Source organism: Niallia sp. FSL W8-0951, assembly GCF_038006525.1.
Classification (GTDB): Bacteria; Bacillota; Bacilli; order Bacillales; family Cytobacillaceae; genus Niallia; species Niallia circulans.
Map to the genome: position 1 here is coordinate 3,192,327 of NZ_JBBOVK010000001.1, position 20,425 is coordinate 3,212,751.

General features: G+C 36.1%; 17 protein-coding genes. 11 read left to right on the plus strand and 6 right to left on the minus strand.

The annotated features are described in order from the left end of the window. The first annotated feature begins 358 nt into the window (after nt 1-358). Nucleotides 359-622 (plus strand): SunI/YnzG family protein, encoded by a 264-nt coding sequence (locus tag NSS71_RS15750; RefSeq protein WP_047944418.1) that lies wholly within the window; start codon nt 359-361, stop codon nt 620-622. A gap of 587 nt (nt 623-1,209) precedes the next feature. Next, nucleotides 1,210-2,235 carry a CdaR family transcriptional regulator gene (locus tag NSS71_RS15755; protein WP_047944420.1) on the plus strand — a complete coding sequence of 342 codons (1,026 nt, stop codon included), beginning with the start codon at nt 1,210-1,212 and terminating at the stop codon, nt 2,233-2,235. Between the two features lie 62 nt (nt 2,236-2,297). Here the strand turns inward: NSS71_RS15755 and NSS71_RS15760 are convergent, their stop codons facing one another. Then, nucleotides 2,298-3,434, minus strand: coding sequence for a glycerate kinase family protein (locus NSS71_RS15760; protein WP_047944421.1), 1,137 nt, complete (start codon nt 3,432-3,434; stop codon nt 2,298-2,300). A 15-nt stretch (nt 3,435-3,449) separates the two neighbouring features. Next, on the minus strand, nt 3,450-4,751 hold the full coding sequence (locus NSS71_RS15765) for a GntP family permease (RefSeq protein WP_172865627.1): 1,302 nt from the start codon (nt 4,749-4,751) through the stop codon (nt 3,450-3,452). 651 nt (nt 4,752-5,402) lie between these two features. Here NSS71_RS15765 and NSS71_RS15770 point away from each other — a divergent pair. The 7 genes from NSS71_RS15770 (at nt 5,403) to NSS71_RS15800 (ending at nt 12,362) form a co-directional block, all read left to right on the plus strand. Beyond that, nucleotides 5,403-5,723, plus strand: coding sequence for a Na-translocating system protein MpsC family protein (locus tag NSS71_RS15770; protein WP_047944423.1), 321 nt, complete (start codon nt 5,403-5,405; stop codon nt 5,721-5,723). 206 nt (nt 5,724-5,929) lie between these two features. Further along, nucleotides 5,930-6,976 carry an ABC transporter substrate-binding protein gene (locus tag NSS71_RS15775; RefSeq protein ID WP_047944480.1) on the plus strand — a complete coding sequence of 349 codons (1,047 nt, stop codon included), beginning with the start codon at nt 5,930-5,932 and terminating at the stop codon, nt 6,974-6,976. A gap of 17 nt (nt 6,977-6,993) precedes the next feature. Then, nucleotides 6,994-7,941 carry a nucleoside hydrolase gene (locus NSS71_RS15780; protein ID WP_336044736.1) on the plus strand — a complete coding sequence of 316 codons (948 nt, stop codon included), beginning with the start codon at nt 6,994-6,996 and terminating at the stop codon, nt 7,939-7,941. 4 nt (nt 7,942-7,945) lie between these two features. Next, complete coding sequence (locus NSS71_RS15785; protein WP_061798090.1) at nt 7,946-8,767, plus strand: ABC transporter permease; 822 nt, start codon at nt 7,946-7,948, stop codon at nt 8,765-8,767. A 6-nt stretch (nt 8,768-8,773) separates the two neighbouring features. Continuing rightward, on the plus strand, nt 8,774-9,562 hold the full coding sequence (locus NSS71_RS15790; protein ID WP_047944426.1) for an ABC transporter permease: 789 nt from the start codon (nt 8,774-8,776) through the stop codon (nt 9,560-9,562). Nucleotides 9,563-9,574: 12 nt separating this feature from the next. Then, on the plus strand, nt 9,575-10,633 hold the full coding sequence (locus NSS71_RS15795; protein ID WP_095322740.1) for an ABC transporter ATP-binding protein: 1,059 nt from the start codon (nt 9,575-9,577) through the stop codon (nt 10,631-10,633). Between the two features lie 13 nt (nt 10,634-10,646). Then, nucleotides 10,647-12,362: an adenine deaminase C-terminal domain-containing protein gene (locus NSS71_RS15800; RefSeq protein WP_341151811.1), complete on the plus strand. Its 1,716-nt coding sequence runs from the start codon at nt 10,647-10,649 to the stop codon at nt 12,360-12,362. Nucleotides 12,363-12,519: 157 nt separating this feature from the next. Here the strand turns inward: NSS71_RS15800 and NSS71_RS15805 are convergent, their stop codons facing one another. Continuing rightward, on the minus strand, nt 12,520-12,993 hold the full coding sequence (locus NSS71_RS15805; protein WP_047944429.1) for a hypothetical protein: 474 nt from the start codon (nt 12,991-12,993) through the stop codon (nt 12,520-12,522). A 352-nt stretch (nt 12,994-13,345) separates the two neighbouring features. Between NSS71_RS15805 and NSS71_RS15810 the strand changes: the two genes are divergently transcribed. Then, nucleotides 13,346-13,984 (plus strand): hypothetical protein, encoded by a 639-nt coding sequence (locus NSS71_RS15810; protein ID WP_251688143.1) that lies wholly within the window; start codon nt 13,346-13,348, stop codon nt 13,982-13,984. A gap of 19 nt (nt 13,985-14,003) precedes the next feature. After that, the gene (locus tag NSS71_RS15815; protein ID WP_251688141.1) at nt 14,004-14,870 is read left to right on the plus strand and encodes a metal-dependent hydrolase; all 867 of its coding nucleotides are present in this window, start codon (nt 14,004-14,006) and stop codon (nt 14,868-14,870) included. Between the two features lie 652 nt (nt 14,871-15,522). On the opposite strand, the gene NSS71_RS15820 is transcribed toward NSS71_RS15815, so the two are convergent. From NSS71_RS15820 to NSS71_RS15830, 3 genes are read right to left on the minus strand one after another with little or no spacing between them, the layout of a single operon-like run. Next, nucleotides 15,523-16,989, minus strand: a complete 1,467-nt coding sequence (locus NSS71_RS15820; RefSeq protein ID WP_144544590.1) for a glycoside hydrolase family 1 protein — start codon at nt 16,987-16,989, stop codon at nt 15,523-15,525. After that, the gene (locus NSS71_RS15825; RefSeq protein ID WP_047944432.1) at nt 16,990-18,432 is read right to left on the minus strand and encodes a family 1 glycosylhydrolase; all 1,443 of its coding nucleotides are present in this window, start codon (nt 18,430-18,432) and stop codon (nt 16,990-16,992) included. Then, nucleotides 18,429-20,309: a beta-glucoside-specific PTS transporter subunit IIABC gene (locus tag NSS71_RS15830; RefSeq protein ID WP_047944433.1), complete on the minus strand. Its 1,881-nt coding sequence runs from the start codon at nt 20,307-20,309 to the stop codon at nt 18,429-18,431. The genes NSS71_RS15825 and NSS71_RS15830 overlap by 4 nt, the downstream gene beginning before the upstream one ends. Nucleotides 20,310-20,425: the final 116 nt, after the last annotated feature.

The following is a 20,425-nucleotide window of genomic DNA, read 5'->3' on the forward strand; positions in this document are numbered from 1 at the left end:
CAGTCATCTAGAATCCATCCTCTTTTTTCTTAGTATATATTGGAAAAAACCTAATATTTCTCTATGATACCATTTCAAGTGATTCAACTAAACATAAATGAAGAAAGGAATTCACACAAAGCGCAAGTAATCAAAACACAACAACCTGCTAAGAAAAAACACCGGAGTATCATCAGAACTTTCATTTCTATTCCACCATTTCCGTTTCTTTTTCATGCTCACCCCAAGTTATACAGAGCAATAAAACTTTGTGTTAAGACCAGTCAGTATGCTTGCTCATACTCTTTTAGAGAGTTACTTATCCCATGAAACTTTTCCCCATCATCTCCGTAAACATAGTTAAAAGGAGTGAATGGGAATGTTGGAAGTCAAAGTAACAAAGAACAATAACAAGTTACAAATAAAATGGCAGCTAAGTACCATTGAAATACTCTTATCAGATATAACAGCAGTAACAAATGATGAAACATATGCCGGGAAAGAAATAAGCGGAATACGAATTGGTCTCCCTTATGGAAACACTGACAGGATCATCATACATACCAAAACAGATAATTATATTATTTTTACAAGTATCGGAAATTTGAAGGATAAGATTTTGGATTTTATGAAGGGAAGTTAAATTTCTTTACCACCACAATATTGGCTGATTTGTGGTGTTTATTCCTATTTGAACACGCTATCATTTAATGATATAGTTTATTTTATTAATAAGACTATACAATAAATATTAAGGATTGAATCTAACTATGCTTTTGATTAACGAACTTCCTATTGAGGTAACCAAGATTTATCCGTCAAGCAGCTTTAAGGGACTGGAAATTTTATTCCGCATAGAAAATCATGATTATCACTTTCTAATTGGAAATTCTACTGAACCTTTTCCCTTGAATGTAAAACACATATTCAAAGAAAAGGATGTCTGCCCGTTTTGCCAAAAGAATATTTATGCCGCTCCATTAGGCCAGCAGATTTGTTTAGAGTTTCAGAAAAATTTACCCGTTCTTTTAAAGTATTTTCAAAAAAAGTATCCAGATATTTTTTAGAGTACTGAATTGTTTTGGTTTTCTCTCTACTTTTAATTTCCATTAAATGAAGTGCTTTCGACTATTCCTTTGCAATATAAAAAATCAAATATCTAATTCTCATATATACTATATAATAGCAAGTATTTTTCTTTCTTATTTAAAAGGTGGTGAGCCAGTTAAAATGTATGAATTAACACCCAAACAGGCACAAAAAATTGTAAATAAAATGATGAAGGATATTCCATATAATATTAATATTATGGATAAAACAGGCATTATCATTGGCAGTGGCAATAAAGAAAGAATCGGCACGCTCCATCATGGTGCAGTTGCTGCCATCAAACAAAAAAGAATAGTTCCTATTGAAAAGGATGAAGAATTTGTCAAGAAAGGAATTAATCTGCCTATTGAATGGAATAAGTCTATATTAGGAGTAGTTGGTATTAGCGGGGAGATAAAGGAAACCAGCCCTTTTGGAAAACTAGTGAAGTCAACCGTTCTGCTATTAATTGAACAGAGCATTGCTTCGGAAAAAGAAAATAGGAGAAAGAATGTAAAACAGGAATTTTTCAACTTATTAATAGACTCAAATACTATTTATACAAAGGATTTAATAGACCAGGCATCCTCCTATAATGTTCAGCTAAATAAACCAAGTCAACTAGTCTATATCGAATTTCAGAAAAACGTTGATGAGACTATAGTCAAAGATTTTCCTTTCTTTCAGCCCTATCAAACTACACTATGTGTGGTTGTGCAAGAGCCAAACAACATGGAAGAGCTGCTAGAGAATCTAGCTAAATATCAAGATATCTTTATTTCCGTTAGCAAAATAAATGATAAAATCGCGGATGGTTTTCTTCAGACAAAATTGGCATTAAAAGTACTAAAAGGGTTGTTTCTTCATCAGAAAATCATATTTTATGCTGATTGTGAGTTTATTGCCGATTTATCTTATTCTTTGCAAAAAATAAAAAAAACAGCCCTTCAGTCAGACTTGCTGGAAACAAATGATGAACTTATCAAGACACTCCAGGCTTACCTTAACTGCAATATGAATATGAATGAAACAGCCAGCCAGCTGATTGTACATAGAAATACATTAAATTATCGATTGAATCGTATTCATAAAATTACAGGGAAAGATCCTAAAAATATATTGGATCTTGTAGAACTAATCTTTATGTTAATTAATCGTATCAAGTGAAGAAGCTGCTCCTAAGTCAAAGGAACAGCTTCAGCTATATACTCGTATGAAATCAAGCAATGCTATTTTAATAGTCTTGCAATACTCTCTGCCGTTCTTGCAAGATTTTCTTTTCCTTGAGCCAGCAAAGTGTCAATCGAAGCTGCTCCAGGGACAATCCCAAAAATGGCATCAAAACCTTCTTCGTACAAAACTTCCACATCCTGACCAATACACCCTGCCAGTGCGATTACTTTAATGTCACGGTTCACACTTTTAGCTGCTTGTGAAACTCCATATGGGGCTTTGCCAAACTTTGTTTGAAAATCAATGCCGCCTTCTCCTGTAAAACAATAATCTACTGCTTTTAACTTTTCCTTTAAATTGGTATATTCGATTACGATATCTATTCCTTTCTTCATCGTTGAATGAGTGAAAGCAAGTAAACCTGCCCCTAGGCCACCTGCAGCACCTGCACCAGCTGTATCTACTATATCGATTCCAAGATACTCTTTCACCTTGTTAGCGTAGTGACGTAGGTTTCTATCTAAAATTTGGATCATCTCTGGAGTAGCACCCTTTTGGGGACCAAAGACAACCGATGCTCCATTTTCTCCACACAATGGGTTTGTGACATCCGATGCAACCAATATATGCACATTTTTCAACTGTGGGATAACATGAGAACAATCAATTGTATTAAGTTCATTTAAATAACCGCCGCCAAACAACAATTCATTTCCATCTTTATCTAAAAATTTATAGCCAAGCGCAGCGGCCATACCCGTTCCGCCATCATTTGTTGCGCTCCCGCCAATTCCCAATATAATATCTGTAATGCCTCGCTCTATACATTCCCTTATTAATTCCCCTGTTCCAAAAGTTGTGGTAATAAGGGGATTTTTTGTTTCTTTGTTAACATGATGGATTCCGCTTGCAGATGCCATTTCAATGACAGCAGTCTTACCGTCTCCTAAAATACCATACTGTGCTAAAACTGGTGTATGAAGGGGTCCTGTAACTTCCTTTGTAACTAGTGTACCGCCTGTAGCGTCTACTAGTGATTGAACCGTCCCCTCTCCGCCATCTGCCATTGGAACATGGATACATTCTGCATCAGGGATTGCTCTTTTTATCCCTGCTTCCATAGCAACACATACTTCTTTTGCTGTCATACTTTCTTTAAATGAATCAGGAGCTAATAAAAATGTTTTCCCCATTGCTTCCACCTCTTTTTATAAAATAAATCCATATAGGATAATTGCTACAATAGTCATGCTTAAGCCAACAATACTTTCATAACCTGCCACTTTCATTCTGTCTGCCATACTCATATTCATAGCGTTGCGAGTAACATGAAAATAAGTTCCATGTGGTAAGTGGTCAATCACCGTAGCGCCAGTATGTGTCATCACTGCTGCAGCTATAGGTGCGACGCCAGTATTCAAGATTGCTTCTGAGAATGAACCAGTTGCCAAAATAACCCCTGTTGAAGTAGATGCTGTAGCGGCTGCCATTAAAGTTCCTGCAATTGGAGCAAGGAATGTGCCAGAAATGCCAGATGATTCTACTAAGGCAACTACTTGTGAAGGCAAGTCTGAAGCAGTAATCAATCCACCAATAGCACCTGCACCAATAATAATTAAAATGGTTGGTGTCATTCTATTTAAGCCAGCTGTACAATAATCCAGCAGCTTTTCTTTTTTCCCTAACGCCAGCGTACCGACAACTGCCGCAAAAGGCAAAATAAACAAGGAGTCAATGTTCAATTTTGTAAGTACATCTATTCCAAGCAATGCTCCTATTGGACTAATCATCAATAGAACAATAGCAATAATTGGAGTTATTAAAGCTTTAGATAAAGCCGGTAAATTGGAGACGTTTGCATTTTCTAGTTCTTCCGCCTCCTGATCTGTCACTTTCGTTCCTTTATACTTAATTAGCGATGCAAGGAATACTGTGACAATTACACCAAAAATAGCTGGAATAAGTCCCCCTATCATTACCTGGTTAACGTGAAGCTCAAATCCGCCTGCTGCAGCAATTGTATTAGGATTAGGAGATATAATATTTCCTGCTTTTCCCCCTCCGGATAAGGCAACTAAGACAGCAATCTTAGAATAACCCATTTTTTTTGCCACAGACAGAGCAATTGGTGCGACAATTAATACCGCTACGGGAATGAATACTCCTACCGCTGTAATGATCATCGTAGCTAATGCTAAAGATAGCATAGCCTTTGTCCCACCGAGTTTATCAACAATAAACTTGGCAATTGTTTCTGCTGCCCCAGATTCCATCATGACACCTGCAAAAACCCCTGCAGCAATAATACGGATAACTGTTCCTTGAACACTTTGAGTCCCTGACACTAAAATCGTAATTGTCTCTGAAAAATTAGCACCACCAATAAATGCTCCAACAATCGCCCCTAAAATAAGGGAATAAGTTGGGGCTAACTTAAACAAAATTAAAATAATTGCCAGCGCCAAACCACATAAAGCTCCAATCCAACTAATCTCTAACCCAGCTGCCATAAATAATCCTCCTAATCTATTAATCTTGACAATAACGGTCTATTACATTCGAATCTTCCAAAAATCATCCTTTGTTCTGCCCTTGTTTGGTAATATTACTAAAATTGGTGTATACCCCTTATAAACCATTTGCAAATAGAACCATTTGAATACGGTTTCATTCTATTTCATTGTAAGCCCTTTAACAATTGATAAACCAACCAAATTTCCTTGTTCATTTGCACAAAAACTAAGTTAGGAATATATAAACAGTTTCTTTATCACCGTTATAAAAAGAAGAATTTTCTTCATGCAACATTACAATCTATCATGACTACTCTCTCTCTTACACTAAAATAATGTAAAAAAATCTTCCCTCCTACTAGAAAAATAAAAGAGAATATACTAAAGTTAGGAATATATAAAATTTTATCAATATTAAAATTAATTTTCCTTTAGCTATTCCAGCAAAGATTCTCTATAGAGAAACTGTAGAACACATTTCACAAATCTCTCCATAGTTCGTTTTTTTACCATGTTATTTCCTCCAGAAACGACAAATTTATATTTTTTTCGCCAAAATCCGCACATTCTATTGAATTATTCAAAAATGATATGTATAATAACCAATATCAATAGTTTGGCAGGTGATTTATCATCGATGCAAATGAAATGAAGAGATTTTTATCTCAGGTATACAATAAGATTTCAAAGGATTTGTTTGGTGCTGGAACGACATTATTGAAGGTAACGATTGATCAGAATGTGATTACACTTCAAGCGAAGCATCCACGTGCCCCCCGCTCTGCTGCTCTCGAAGGAGAAGTACCGAGCCTTAAACAAGAGGTTGACTTTCATCTGTCCTTACTTTTTAAGAAAAAGCTAAAAGAACAACTAGAAGAAACGACAAATTGGAATATTGAAGCGATTCTTAGGGATTATGATTCTTTCACACAGCTTGCTTTTACAAACATTGTATTAACTAAACATTAATCTTGGATTTCTTCTTGGATTTATCTAAGCAGAACGCCACTATATACAAAAGATAAGTTTAATCTTTGTTTACAAAGAAAAGACAATCTTAAGTAGAAGGATAATTCTATTTAAGCTTGTCTTTTTTTATTATTTAATAGCTTGCGAGAAAGAGAGTTTCTTAAAGCCTAAAAAAACAAAATCATTCGGAGGGTTCTAAAATGAAAATGAAAAAATTAGTTAGTGCAGTAGCCGCATCATCCTTTTTATTATTAGCAGCATGCAGTTCCGATGGCGCATCAGACAGCAAAGAAAAAAAAGAAAAGCTAGTTGTTTCCACTTGGGGATTTAATGAAGATTTCTTCCGCAGTGAAATTTATGCACCATTCGAAAAAGAGAACAATGTAGAAATCGTCTTAGATACAGGTAATAATGCAGACCGCTTAAATAAAGTGAGACAAGGAAATTCAGATGTTGACGTCATCTTTTTATCCGACTATTACGCCCAGCAAGGAATTGAAGATAATGTTTTTGAAACGATTGATCGCAGCAAGCTGACTAATCTAGACAATATTTATGAAACGGCTAAAGCTCCACTTGGTGAAGAGTACGGACCTGCCTATACCATAGCGCAATTTGGAATTGCTTATAATCCAGATGAAGTAGCAAAACCCGTTGCTTCTTGGAAAGACCTATGGAGTGCAGATTTAAAGGGAAAAATTACGATCCCTAGCATTACCTCTACAACAGGGCCAATGATGGTAGACGTGGCTTCTTTAGTTAGCGGTGAACAAACTTTTAGCGAAGATAAAGCCTTTGAACAATTAAAATCCTTAATGCCAAGCGTTGTAAAAGAATATGGTCAAACTTCTGAATATGTAAATATGTTTGCTCAAGGAGAAATTGCCGCTGGGCCAATCATGGAAATGTACTTTGCTGATTTAAAAGAAGCAGTCCCTAATGCTAAATTTGTTACACCTGCTGAAGGTGGATATGCCGTTATGAATACAGTAAACATCGTAAAAGGTTCAGACCAAAAAGAACTATCAGAAAAATTCATCAACTATATTTTAGGAAAAGAAGCACAAGAAAAATCAGCTAAAAATAAAGTAGATTCACCGGTTAATACGCAAGTCGAATTAACAGAAGAAGAAGCACAAGGGTTAACATATGGCGAAGAGGTAATCACCAGCTTGCACACATTAGATATGAAATTTATCAACGATAACTTAAAGGGCTGGATTGATCGCTGGAACCGCGAGCTAGTTCAATAATAGAAAAGAGGGTCATCATGAAAGAGAAGCTGATATTGGATGTAGACACTGGCATTGATGATGCAATTGGTATTCTACTAGCTGTAAAAAGCAAATCATTTGATATTCTAGGGATTACAACTGTTAATGGCAATGTCTCCCTGGATCAAGCAACAACAAACACATGCAAAATACTAGATTTAGTAAAAGCAAATCATATTCCAGTAATAAAAGGAGCTGCCACTCCCCTCGTACGAGCACCATTCTTCGAACATCGCATACATGGAGAAGATGGTTTAGGCGGAGCACTAAAGGAGACAGCTGTCACTCATCCAGTGAGTGATGGCTTCGCTCCTGACTTTTTAATCAATTCCATTTTAAGCTTTTCGGGCGAAGTAACATTAGTGTTTACTGGCCCCTTAACCAATTTAGCTTTAGCCGTGAAAAAATGTCCGCAAATCACGAATCACGTGAAAGAAGTTATTTTTATGGGCGGGGTTGTAAAGGGACCAGGTAATGTAACGCCAACTGCTGAATTTAACAGCTATGTTGATCCCGAAGCTGTAAAAATTGTTTTACATGCAGGCTTTCCTGCTATCACGCAAGTCGGATTAGATGTAACAAGAAAAGCATTATTAACGAAAGATCATCTTCAGTTAATAACGGATAAATCTTTACAAGATTATATTGCTCAAAGTACAAATGACTATCAACAAAAATATTTTAACCGGTACGGAGTCCATGCTTGCGCTATGCACGACCCGCTCGCTGTAGGAATTGCCCTCAACAAAGGCCTAGTACAAACAGAAAAGTATTTTGTCGATGTTGAAACAAGAAGTGAATTATGTGATGGTCAGCTCGTCTGTGATTTTCAAAATCGTCTACAAAGAGAAGCGAATTTGCATATTTCCCTACAAGTAGATGCTGATGTCTTCTTCCAGATGTTTATTGATATTTTGAATGGTCACTTTGAGGAAAGGGAGTGACGTCTTGAAGAAACGATATTTATATTTACTTTTACTGCCAGGAGTATTATTTTTAACGATATTTTTAGTAATACCTATTCTTTCAATGATGGGGACAACCTTTAATGAGGGAGGATCCTTTAGTTTGCAAGGATATATCGACTTTTTTAAGGATAAATACTTTATCGATATCCTTCTTACTACTTTACGCGTTAGTTTACTCACAACTTTTATTTGTATTTTAATTGGCTTTCCAGTTTCCTATTATATTGCGAAGCTTCCTAGCAAAAGAAAGGCGGTTCTCCTGTTATTCACGATTTTTCCATTGCTGACAAGTCCTGTTGTTCGTTCCTTTAGCTGGATGATTATTATTGGGAAAAATGGTGTGTTAAATAAAACGTTATTGAGTCTAGGGCTTATCCAAGAACCTTTAAATATTTTATATACGCCTAATGCAATTATTATCGGTTTAGTTCACCTTTTTCTTCCATTAATTATCGTAACGCTTGTTGGTGTAATGGAGAATATCGACAGTGATTTACTGCGTGCAGCAGAAAGTCTTGGTGCTTCCAAAATGGCATCCTTTATGAAAATCATTGTGCCATTATGTGTTCCCGGTCTTGTAATTGGAAGTATTTTAGTATTTGTGGGCAGCTTTACCGCATATACTACGCCTGCTTTGCTCGGTGGAAAACAACGGGTTATCTCCACTTTTCTTTATCAAAATGCAATTACCTTAAATGACTGGAAACTTGCCTCTATTGTGGCAACTATAATGATTATTTGTACCTTTATCATTATTACGATCATGAATGGTGTTGCGAAAAAACTAAATCCAAAGGGGTAAACGTGTATGCAGGAAAAACATAGAGGATTGGCCCTGTTTACGATCCTTGTTTTTATTTTTTTACTTGGGCCGCTTGTAATAATATCGATTACCTCTTTTGAGAGTGGAAGTATTCTGAAATTCCCTCCAGAAGAGTTTTCCCTTAGATGGTATGAGAATATTTTTAAAGTGGAAATGTTTTTAAGCACCTTTAAAACATCCATTATTGTATCCATAGCAGGAAACATTTTAGCATTACTACTTGGTGTACCAGCAGCCTATGCGCTTAGCCGCTTTAACTTTGCTGGCAAAGGGATCATTAATGCTATCTTCGTTTCTCCGATTCTTATTCCAGGAATCGTTCTAGGTTTCTCTTTTTTGCGTTATATTGTTGTGACCTATAACCTTCCTATTTATTTATCCTTATTTATCGGTCATACAGTCATCATGCTGCCATTTATTATTCGCGTCATTTCTTCTAGTCTGGCAAACTTTGATTTTTCCATAGAAGAAGCGGCACTTAGTCTTGGTGCGAATCGAATTGGTACATTCTTTCGTGTCGTATTGCCGAACATTAAATCTGGCATTATCGCGGCTGTCATGATTGCCTTTTTAGAGTCCTTCAACAATGTGGATATTTCGGTTTATATGACTGGACCCGGTGTCAGTACGTTCCCTATTCAAATGCTGCTTTATGTAGAGAATTATTTTGATCCTACTGTTGCAGCCATCTCTGTTCTATTAATGTTCTTAACTGCTATCTTTATGTTTGTAGTGGAAAGATTAATGGGATTGTCTTATTTCACGAAAAGATAATGGAGGATAAAAATGGCTTTATTTACTTTAGAAAATGTATCTGTTGCATATGAAAAGAAAAATATATTAGAAGATTTTAATTTAAGTATTGAAAAAGGACAGCTTGTTTCCCTGTTAGGTCCAAGCGGCTGTGGAAAAACAACGACATTGCGCTTAATTGCAGGATTTTTAGAAGCAAGTAAAGGAAAATTTATTTTTGAAGGTAAAGATTATACAAAGGTTCCTGTTAACAAACGAAATTTCGGCTTTGTTTTTCAAAACTATGCGCTCTTTCCTCATCTATCTATTTTTGACAATATTGCATTTGGCTTGCGATTACGAAAAATCAACAAAAAGGAAATCGAGAAACGCGTTTTAAATATGCTGGAGATCGTAAACTTAAGGGGATTTGAACAACGATTTCCCAGCGAGCTATCTGGTGGTCAAAGACAACGTGTGGCAATCGCAAGAGCTTTAGTAATCGAACCTGATATTCTACTATTTGATGAACCACTAAGTAATCTTGATGCAAACCTTAGAGTCAATATGAGAGTAGAGATTCGCAGAATTCAGCAAGAACTAGGAATCACTACTGTTTACGTCTCCCATGACCAAGAAGAATGCTTCTCGATTTCAGATCAAGTTGCCATTATGAATAAAGGAGTCATTGAACAGCTGAGCGACCCAGCGACCATTTATCAATATCCCGAAACAAAGTTCGTTGCTGACTTTATCGGCTTTAAAAACTTCATTCCTTTTGATAAACGAATAGATCATGAGGATCATATCGAGCTTGAAAAAGCTGGATTGATCTTCAAGGTTGATCGACATGCACATATGGAAAATCTCAATAAAAAAGTGGGCGCCATTCGTCCCGATGATTTTATGATGGAGCCAAGCATAGATGCTATCCCAACGAATGGAATGAAGGGAATCATTAAAATTACGACATTCCTTGGCAGAAGCTATCAATATGTGGTAGAAACAGCCCTCGGTGATTTCACGATTAATAAAGAAATGGTTCAGCCATTTAAAAACGGACAAGAAGTAACGGTAATTATTCCACAGAATCAAATGGTACTAGTGGAATAGAGGAGGGTTTTTCGTGCAAGTAGATACACTCGTTTTGAACGGAATTGTGTTTAATAGTTATTTTAAACAATTTAGAAAAGAAAATATCGCGATTAAAGATGGAAAGTTCTTTTATATCGGAAAAAAGGGAAGAGAATTTTTCCAAGCAAAAGAGACGGTTGACGCTGATGGAAAATATATCATTCCAGGCTTAATTGATATTCACTTGCATATTGAAAGTACGATGGTTACACCTGCAACCTTTTCCTATGGATTAATAAAGAATGGAGTAACAACTATCGTTCCAGAACCCCATGAAATGGCCAATGTTTTTGGAATTGCTGGGGTAAAAGAAATGATTAAGGCAAGCAATAATGAAGTGGTCGATATGTTTTATGGCATTCCGAGCTCTGTTCCCGCTACTGCAATGGAAACGACCGGCGGCGCAATTGAAATAGAGGATATCGAAGAACTGCTGCAGACAGAGTCCATCAAATGCCTAGGCGAAATCATGAATTACTATGATGTTCTCACAAAGCCAGATTGCAAAACCAATCAAATTCTCGACTTTGTTCGCAACAACTATCCTGAACTAATAATTGAAGGCCATGTTCCTAAACTATTAGATGATGAATTACAAGGAATTGCTTTTGCTGGCGTCGGCTCCGACCATACTCACCAGACTGTGGAAGGAATGATGGAAAGAATTGCAATTGGCATGTTTTTAGAAATTCAAGAGAAATCGATGACAAAAGAAGTAATCGACTATCTCAGTGCAAATCCAGTTAAAGAACATTTTTGCTTTGTGACAGATGATGTAATGGCAGATTCTTTTCAAAGAAGAGGCCATTTAAATGTCTTGCTGAAGAAAGCTATTGCCATGGGGATGTCCATGGAGGATGCCATTTATGCTTGCACCTATACTCCTGCACAGCGGATGAGAATGTATGATAGAGGCGTTATCGCCCCAGGCAAAATAGCTGATTTTGTAATGGTGAGTAATGTCGCAGACTTTTCCATTGATGCTGTATATAAAAACGGCCAAAAAGTTTTTGAGCGAGACCTCCCTTATGTGCAGAGAGCGGTCTCCAAACAATTTCCTTCCCCTTTCTATGAAAGTGTAAAGCTTGCTCCCTTAAAGGCAGAGGATTTTGAAGTACCTATCGAAACAGAGAAAAAGAGTGTCACTGTTCGAACGATCCATGTACAAAATGGCTCTACTTTTACAGAAGAAAGACAAGATACACTTGCAGTGGAAGCAGGAAAATTACAATGGATGAATAGCGCTTATTGTTTAGTCAAAACATTTGAACGCTATGGGAAAAATAACAATCAAGCACATGGCTTAATCGGCGGTGATATTTTAAAAAAGGGTGCTGTTGCCACCACCTACTCCCATGATAATCACAACTTATTAGTAGTCGGGAAAAATAAAGCAGATATGCAGCTAGCTGCAAATGAAGTCATCAAAACCCAAGGCGGCATCTGCTGTGTCTATAACGGAAAAATTCTCTCCATGGTGCCACTACCAGTTGGAGGCATTCTATCGGAAGAACCTTTAGAAGTCATAGCATCACAAGTAGAAGAATTAACAGATACTTTAAAGTCATTAGGTTACGAACATTATAATGTAATCATGTCATTAAGCACCCTGTCCCTGCCAGTAAGCCCAGCCCTAAAAATAACAGACCACGGCTTAATTGCAGTAAACGAAGGCAAAGTTGTTTCCTTTGAAGTACTGGGGAGATAGAAGGAGTTTTGGTATAAGAGTGAGTTGGATTTCTATTGCATTTTGGTGAATTTAAATAGATTAGGCTTCTAAAAAAGACCTATAAACCCTTTTTTAGAAGCCTCATTTTACAATTAATAATATTGATATAATAGCATTAATCTCATGAAATTAAAGTTTATACCTCTTGTGATTTTTTATCAAAAAATAAATTTAGATCGGTTTTATCTGTATCTTCTGCTAAGGCATTATGTATACTATTCTGTAATAATTGCATCTTTTGTTTTTCAAAGAAAGGAACACTAATAACATTGGTTGTCCCTGATTTTTCAATTGTAAGTATAGTTTGTACACCATTCCCAGCAATCCCTATACCTATTAGGAGTATAATCAATCCAAAAATACTGGAACTTAAAGAACCTAATCCTATAAAAAATATAAATAGTCCTAAAATAATGCGTTTAATATGATATTTTGATGATAATATAGCCCCAGAAATATTTTTTAATGGAATGCTTTGTTGATCTTTTCCTGCTGGAATAAATCCTAATATTGTGTTTGATAGATTTGTTTTCACAAACCTACTATCAACTTCGACTTTTCCCTTAATCCAAAAGAATAATAAATTCATCGAGAATACTACTTCTTTCATTTTCCCATCTCCTCTTATTAATTTCTAACAATAGTACAATATTATCATAAAATGAAATTAAATAGTATTCACTTCGGGGATTATAGTTAATTATACCCATGTAATTAGACTTATTATTTTAAATAAATTGAATGGAGGTTACAAAAACATTCGAAATAGCTCCGGAAAGCATGATAATTAACTGGAAAAATCCAGTGCAACGTCGCATTTTAATGATAGACCATTTTCAACTCATTACTTTAAGTCGTACTTTACTAGTTTCGAACGTCCCTATGTTTCCTACCAAGAACTTGCTATAATGGAAGTAAAGTTAAAGATTACTTAAATTATACATGTATTGGTGATGATTTTTATGAACAGGATATTATGGGCTACTTTTATTTTTGTTGTGTTATTTGCGGGACTGGCAATAGGCAGTTCACTGGAAGTGTTAAATCAAACCACTATCAATGGCATTTTCTCCATCCTTCTTTCTGTTTTTATTATGTTTCTATTAGATAGCTTCTTGCATCTGCTGTCTAATGGTGAAACAAGCTGGAAAAAGAAGCATTATAAAAGTTTGTTAGAATGGGTTGATGATGGAGGAAACGGCGGCAGAAGGCTGGAACAAAATCTTTTGAAAGACATTAAACCGAAGTATAATCTTATAGACAACCTTGAGCTTATCAAACAGGCATTCACTAAAATCGAGAAGGAAAAAAGAGAACTCTTACTAGCTTACTTTAAGGCACAAAGAAACTCAGTTTCCCTTCCTGCCACCATTATGGCCATTTTTTCTACTCTATTCGCTGGTATCTTGTTGTATTTTATTCAACACCCAGAGATATTCCGTATAGAAATTAGCGTAAATGCTGACTTTGCTTTCATTGTACAGCTATTTACTTGGATTTTCTTTTTTATCATTGTGATGTATCATCTTGTCAAAATGAATAAAAGAGCATCCACCAAAAATGAACTATTTATCAAAATATTGGAGAAACTAAAGGACTGATTGTGAGAACGGGGGAAATATGGATACTATTACACATACTTTATTTGGTATAGGAATCTATAAAAGTGTTAATAAAGAAAAAATGACTAGAAAAGAAAAATATGCCCTGATTGTTACATCAATAGGTGCCAGCCAAATCCCTGATATTGATGTTATCTCCCAGCTCTGGGACACTACAGGGCAGTATCAGATGTGGCATAGAGGCATCACCCATTCTATTTTTCTAGCTCCTATATGGGCTTTAATCTTTTACATGATCAATCGTTTCGCTTTTAAAATAAAAGGAATTCAATCATATTATATTGCACTTCTCGCCGTTTTCATCCACAATACTAGTGATGTATTCAACGCATGGGGAACAGGTTATCTCGAACCATTTTCATCTGTTCGTTTAACTTTTGGAACAGTTCCAATTGTTGATTTAGTGATATGGTTTATCTTTTTATTAACCTTTATTGGTTCCAAAGTGTATCCTAAAATAAAGCCACATGTATTATTCCGTATTGGCTGGATTCTAATTGTACTTCATATCGCTATCCAATCTCTTCAAGGTGCTGTTTTATATAAAAACTATCAAAAGGATTATCAGGATGTTGCCCTGTCTGCCAGCTTTATCCCTTGGCATTTTACCATTATCGGAAAAAATGCTGAGACGGTCGATATCATGAATGATTCCCTTCTAACAAAAGCTAATTTTGTGGATAGACTTACTTCAAGCGATGAAGTGGACCTTGATTACCTATTTGCAGAAAATCCTGCAGCTGCAACATTATACAGATGGTCACCATTTGTAGTTGTAGTAGATGACGACAATAGAATCGGCATTTATGATCCGCGCTTTTACCGAAATGAAGAATCTTTTTTGGGAGAGTATTTAGATAAATAATGTTTTCCATTGATAGCTATCGAAATAAGCTTGGACTGGTAACGATTATCTTGAAGAAGCTCACTGATGGCCCATACATGGATCTTCAGCAGGAGTATTAGATTTAGCCGTAAATGAGAAAACTCGTTATTTTCTTCGGAAAAATGGGATCACTGTAAAAGTGAAAAAGTTGAGGTCATCTTTTTTCCAATTGTGATCAAGTTCAAGTAAAGCTAAATGGAAATAGGATACTATTAAAGTTTGATGAAAACTTTGGTTATTTTGTTACAAATGTAGCTGCAACAGATCCCTATCAATGCTTTGGGAGGCTAAGTAGTCGAGCAAGAATTATTCCCTGTTTTTTCCCCTGCCCAATTAAAATTAGATATATGGGAAATTCCAGAAATTTTTAAGAATGTACTAAAATCAGTGTTTCCTGATAACGATTAATAATATCGCTGAATCTCTGCTGTAACATATAATAAATACTGGATTTCCGCTTGCAGATGTCCTCCTATTATTCCAGTAGTTTTAGTACTGTATGGTTAAAATCAAGAAATCGCCAGTTTAACCGGCGATTTCCCTTTACTTAAAAGTATCCTTTTCTAATTTCTATTGATAAAGTCAGAAGTCCTCCATTGTCATCTGCTAATATTCCTAATTACCTCTTCTATCAAAGCTCCGCCCCATTACTCTTAATTACTTTTTGGTACCAGTAAAAGGAATCTTTTTTAATTCGTTTGTAGCTTCCATTTCCTAGATCGTCTGCATCGACATAGATGAAGCCGTATCTTTTGCTCATTTGGGAGGTAGAGGCACTTACGATATCTATGCAACCCCAAGATGTATATCCCATCATCTCTACCCCCTCTTTGCATGCCAGATTCATTTGCTCAAAGTGTCTACGGAAATAATCAATCCGATAATCATCATGTACCTGACCATCCACTAGTTCATCAATTGATCCTATGCCATTTTCCACTACAAATAATGGAAGATGATAACGATCATATAAATCAATGAGGGAAATTCGCAAGCCGACTGGATCTACTTGCCAGCCCCAATCGCTAATATCCAAGTATGGATTTTTCACACTTGTTATTAAGTTACCACCAACCTTTTCCATCGATTCCTCATTAACACTTTTAATCATCGACATATAATAACTAAACGATACGAAATCTACTGTATGCTGTTTGAGAATTTCTTCGTCCCCCTCTACCTTTTCTATGACAATATTATTCTCTTCAAAATATCGTTTCATAAACAACGGATACTCGCCAAACACTTGAACATCGGAATAAAAATAATTTTCTCTATTATGCCTTTGGGCAAGTACTACATCCTCAGGATTAGAAGTTAGTGGGTAAGCAAGGGTCCTCGTTAACATACAGCCAACTTTTGCGTCTTTGATCATTTCATGCGCATATTTAGTAGCTAAACTGCTGGCAACAAATTGATGATGAAGAGCCTGATAAATGGCATTTTCTGCTTCTTTTTTGCTAGAATACTTTTCTTCTACTACACCGACAGTAGTAAAAGGATGTCTGAAAACACTATCGATTTCATTAAACGTCAGCCAATATTTTACATACTGTCCAAAGTGGTCGAAACAAACTTTCGCATAATTTACAAACATATCTACCACTTCTCTTGAGACCCATCCATCATAATGGTTGACTAAATACAATGGCATTTCATAGTGAGACAAAGTAACAAGAGGCTCAATATTTCTTTTTCTCATTTCTTTAAAAAGACGAACGTAAAAGTCAATTCCTGCTTGAATAGGTTCCTTTTCTGTACCGTTAGGAAACAATCTGGTCCAAGCAATCGATACACGTAAACATTTCATGCCCATTTCTTCAAATAATGCCAAATCTTCTACATATCGATGATAAAAGTCAATTCCTCTTCTTTTTGGATAATAGACTGTATCATCTGTTTTCATTGCTTCTTCAATTTGCTTTGGACTTACATGCCACTGGCTGACATAGTCCTTTTTATCAATATTTGGTTTATACTTGGCCACATCTGCAACCGACATCCCTTTCCCGTCTACATTCCAAGCTCCTTCTGCCTGATTGGCAGCAATTGCTCCACCCCATAAAAAATCTTTCGGAAAATAACTTTTCATTGCCATTTATCTCTCCACCTTTTCTACTGATTGAAGAAGTTCTAAGTCTTCTCCATTTGATTCAATGATTCTTTTATAATAGTAGAAACTTTCTTTTCTTATTCTCTTCAGGCTGCCGGTTCCATCGTTTTGCTTATCGACATAAATAAATCCATAGCGCTTTTCCATTTCTCCTGTTCCTGCTGAGACAATATCAATTGGTCCCCACCAAGTGTAGCCTATAATTTCACAGCCATCTTTTATTGCTTCTGCCATCATTTCTACATGTTCCTTTAAATACTGCATTCGCTCCACATCCATAATGCTGCCATCTTCCTCTACTTTGTCATGTAATCCAATTCCATTTTCCACGATAAATAGCGGCTTTTGATATCGATCTGTTAGTTCATTACAAACATATCGAAGTGCGAGTGGGTCAATTGGCCATCCCCATGGTGTTTCTTTTAAATATGGATTTTTCTTTCCTAGCAAACCACCAGTATTCCCTAGAATTTTCATCCCAGCCTCGTGAAGAGAACTTCGATAAAAACTAAATCCTAAATAATCACATGTTCCCTCTTTTATTACCTGTAGATCCTCTTCTCGAATATCAAGGCTTAAATGGTTCTCCTCTACAATCCGTTTAAAATAGGCAGGGTATTTCCCTCTAATATGGACATCACTATAAAACAACGATCTTCTTCTTAATTCGTTTGCTTCGAAAACATCTTTCGGATTACAAGTTGCTGGATAAATAGGACTTAAGGAAAGCATACAGCCGACTTGTAAGGACTTATCAATACCGTGCGCAATTTTTACAGCCTTCGCACTAGCGACAAACATATGATGGCTAGCCTGATACATATCTTGCAATTTCTGCTGCTCATCCTCTCCTTCAATATAAAGACCTGCAGCTAGCAAAGGAAGGGTATGTGTATGATTAATTTCATTAAAAGTCATCCAATATTTCACTAAACCATGATACCGTTCAAACACAACTTGAGCATATTGTTCGAAAAAGGCAATTAGCTGTCGATTTTTCCATCCTCCATATTTTTTTACTAAATGAAGGGGAGTTTCAAAGTGTGATAGAGTCACAACAGGTTCTATGTTGAAAGAACGCAAAGTTTGAAACATATCTTCATAAAAGGCTAAACCTTTTTCATTCGGTTCTGCTTCATCTCCTTCCGGAAAAATACGGCTCCATGCAATAGAGGTTCGGAAACATTTCAATCCAGCCTCTGCTAATATAGCAATATCCTCTTTATACGTATGGTAAAAATCAATTGCATCATGACTTGGATAAAATACACCATCACGAATCTCTAATGTTAAGTTATCAAAACGATTTTTTCCTACAGGTAAAATATCTGCTATGCTCAGTCCTTTTCCATCCTTTAAATATGCACCTTCCGCCTGATTAGCAGCAATAGCTCCTCCCCATAGAAATCCTGTTGGAAACTTACTCATACTGTTGCACCTCCACTATTTTTCCATTTCATTAAATGAATCATTTCTTGATCATTTGCTGTAATGATCTCCTCTTGAACTTCAGCAGTTAAGTTAGTGAAAATCATCATTGTTGTCGGATCATAACCAGCATTTTTTATTGCTTCTAGATCAAATTCACCCAGAATCTGGCCTTTTTCAACTGAATCTCCCACTTTTACTTTTGCATTAAAACCTTTCCCATTTAGCTCCACCGTATTAATTCCGATATGCAATAACATCTCTACACCGGTATTCGATTTTAAGCCGAAAGCATGACCAGTTGGGAATGCAACCTCAACTTTTCCATCAAACGGCGAATAAAGAATTCCTTTTGTTGGAACAATGGCAATACCATCTCCCATTGCTCTTGATGAAAATACCTCATCGTTCACATCATCTAAAGAAATTGCATGTCCAATTACCGGCAGCTCCATTTTACCTTCAGCTGCTTTTTTATTGATTATTGAATCTTGCTCCTCTTCTTTAATTCCAATAAAATATGTCAAAACCGCACTTAATATAAATGCACCAGCTATACCTATTACATAATAGATGAAGGTATCACCAAGAAAAGCTGGTAAAGTAGTCAATGCGGGAAACACATAGACAATTGCTTTTGTTTGCATGGCTCCCATGAAGGCTCCCATGATTCCTCCTGCTATTGCTTGAGCGATGAGCGGCCTTTTATATCTTACGGATAAACCATATACTATGGGTTCTGTTATTCCCCCTAACAATGCAGGTACAAGGGAAGTCAGTGCCAAGCTCTTTGTTCCTTTATTTCTGCTTCTTAAGTACACACCTAGTGCAACACCAGCACTGGCAAAGGTTGCAGCAGCAATCATTGGACGTAAAGTATCAAACCCATATGTTGCAAGATTATTAATCATGATTGGAACAATACCCCAATGAATCCCTAACATTACAAGGAATGTCCAACCAGCTCCAATGATAAGACCAGCTAGTAAACCACTCTTACTGCTAATTAAATTCATCATGCTTCCTAATCCATTACCTAATCCTACACCTATAGGACCAATGACCATCGCTGTAAGTGGTACCATAATTAGTAATGCAACCATTGATAGAGCAAATATTTGAATACTTTTGGGAATAAACCTCTTCAAAATTTTCTCTAAATGAGAATAAACGTAAATAGCTACAATTGCTGGGATTACCGTCCCAGAATAAGTCATTAAAACGGTTGGTATACCTAGAAAATCAACAGTAGTTCCATTTTCTGTTACGAGTCCTACAAAGTTAGGCTCTAATAGAGAGGCCACAATAGCTAATGAAACAAATTGATTTACTTTAAAAACCCTTGCAGCACTAATTGCTAGAAAAAGTGGTAAAAAGTAAAATACACTATTCCCTGCTGCTGATAGTATTTTATACGTACTGCCATCTGCATCTAATATGTGATACTGTGATAATAAAACAAGGAGAGCCTTGGTCATCCCAGCACCAGCGAGCGCAATGATGATTGGATTAAAGATAGAAGAGATTACATTAAAAAATCGAATAAGGAGATTGCCTGATTTTTTCTCTTCTGCCTCTCCCTCATTAGGATTATCCGAATCAGATCCTAAAGCACTTTTTATTTTGTATTTATCCATGATATACTGATACACATCTGCTACTTCATTTCCAATTACAACCTGGAACTGACCATTGGATTCTACAATGGAAAGAACTCCGGGTAATTTCTGAATCTTTTCTTTATTGATCTTTGCAATTGTCTCATCTTTTAATTTAAAGCGTAGTCTTGTTACGCAATGATATAAACTAATAATGTTTTGCTCTCCACCAACGCCGTCAATGATTTCTTGAGAAAGCTTGCCATAATCTTTTGACATGTTGAACGCTCCTTTTAATTTTTATGAAGTTTTCTAATTACACATTAAATATAGCAACATAGTTAACGTTTTCATTAAAATTTCGTTTTTTGGAAACCATTACATTTCAGGAGGGA

Bases quoted from the DNA above. Each gene is read 5' to 3' on its own strand.
- NSS71_RS15790 (WP_047944426.1), top strand. From the start codon at position 8,774: ATGCAGGAAAAACATAGAGGATTGGCCCTGTTTACGATCCTTGTTTTT.
- NSS71_RS15820 (WP_144544590.1), bottom strand. From the start codon at position 16,989: ATGGCAATGAAAAGTTATTTTCCGAAAGATTTTTTATGGGGTGGAGCA.
- NSS71_RS15765 (WP_172865627.1), bottom strand. From the start codon at position 4,751: ATGGCAGCTGGGTTAGAGATTAGTTGGATTGGAGCTTTATGTGGTTTG.
- NSS71_RS15750 (WP_047944418.1), top strand. From the start codon at position 359: ATGTTGGAAGTCAAAGTAACAAAGAACAATAACAAGTTACAAATAAAA.
- NSS71_RS15830 (WP_047944433.1), bottom strand. From the start codon at position 20,309: ATGTCAAAAGATTATGGCAAGCTTTCTCAAGAAATCATTGACGGCGTT.
- NSS71_RS15760 (WP_047944421.1), bottom strand. From the start codon at position 3,434: ATGGGGAAAACATTTTTATTAGCTCCTGATTCATTTAAAGAAAGTATG.
- NSS71_RS15755 (WP_047944420.1), top strand. From the start codon at position 1,210: ATGTATGAATTAACACCCAAACAGGCACAAAAAATTGTAAATAAAATG.
- NSS71_RS15780 (WP_336044736.1), top strand. From the start codon at position 6,994: ATGAAAGAGAAGCTGATATTGGATGTAGACACTGGCATTGATGATGCA.
- NSS71_RS15805 (WP_047944429.1), bottom strand. From the start codon at position 12,993: ATGAAAGAAGTAGTATTCTCGATGAATTTATTATTCTTTTGGATTAAG.
- NSS71_RS15815 (WP_251688141.1), top strand. From the start codon at position 14,004: ATGGATACTATTACACATACTTTATTTGGTATAGGAATCTATAAAAGT.
- NSS71_RS15775 (WP_047944480.1), top strand. From the start codon at position 5,930: ATGAAAAAATTAGTTAGTGCAGTAGCCGCATCATCCTTTTTATTATTA.
- NSS71_RS15825 (WP_047944432.1), bottom strand. From the start codon at position 18,432: ATGAGTAAGTTTCCAACAGGATTTCTATGGGGAGGAGCTATTGCTGCT.
- NSS71_RS15795 (WP_095322740.1), top strand. From the start codon at position 9,575: ATGGCTTTATTTACTTTAGAAAATGTATCTGTTGCATATGAAAAGAAA.
- NSS71_RS15810 (WP_251688143.1), top strand. From the start codon at position 13,346: ATGAACAGGATATTATGGGCTACTTTTATTTTTGTTGTGTTATTTGCG.
- NSS71_RS15770 (WP_047944423.1), top strand. From the start codon at position 5,403: ATGAAGAGATTTTTATCTCAGGTATACAATAAGATTTCAAAGGATTTG.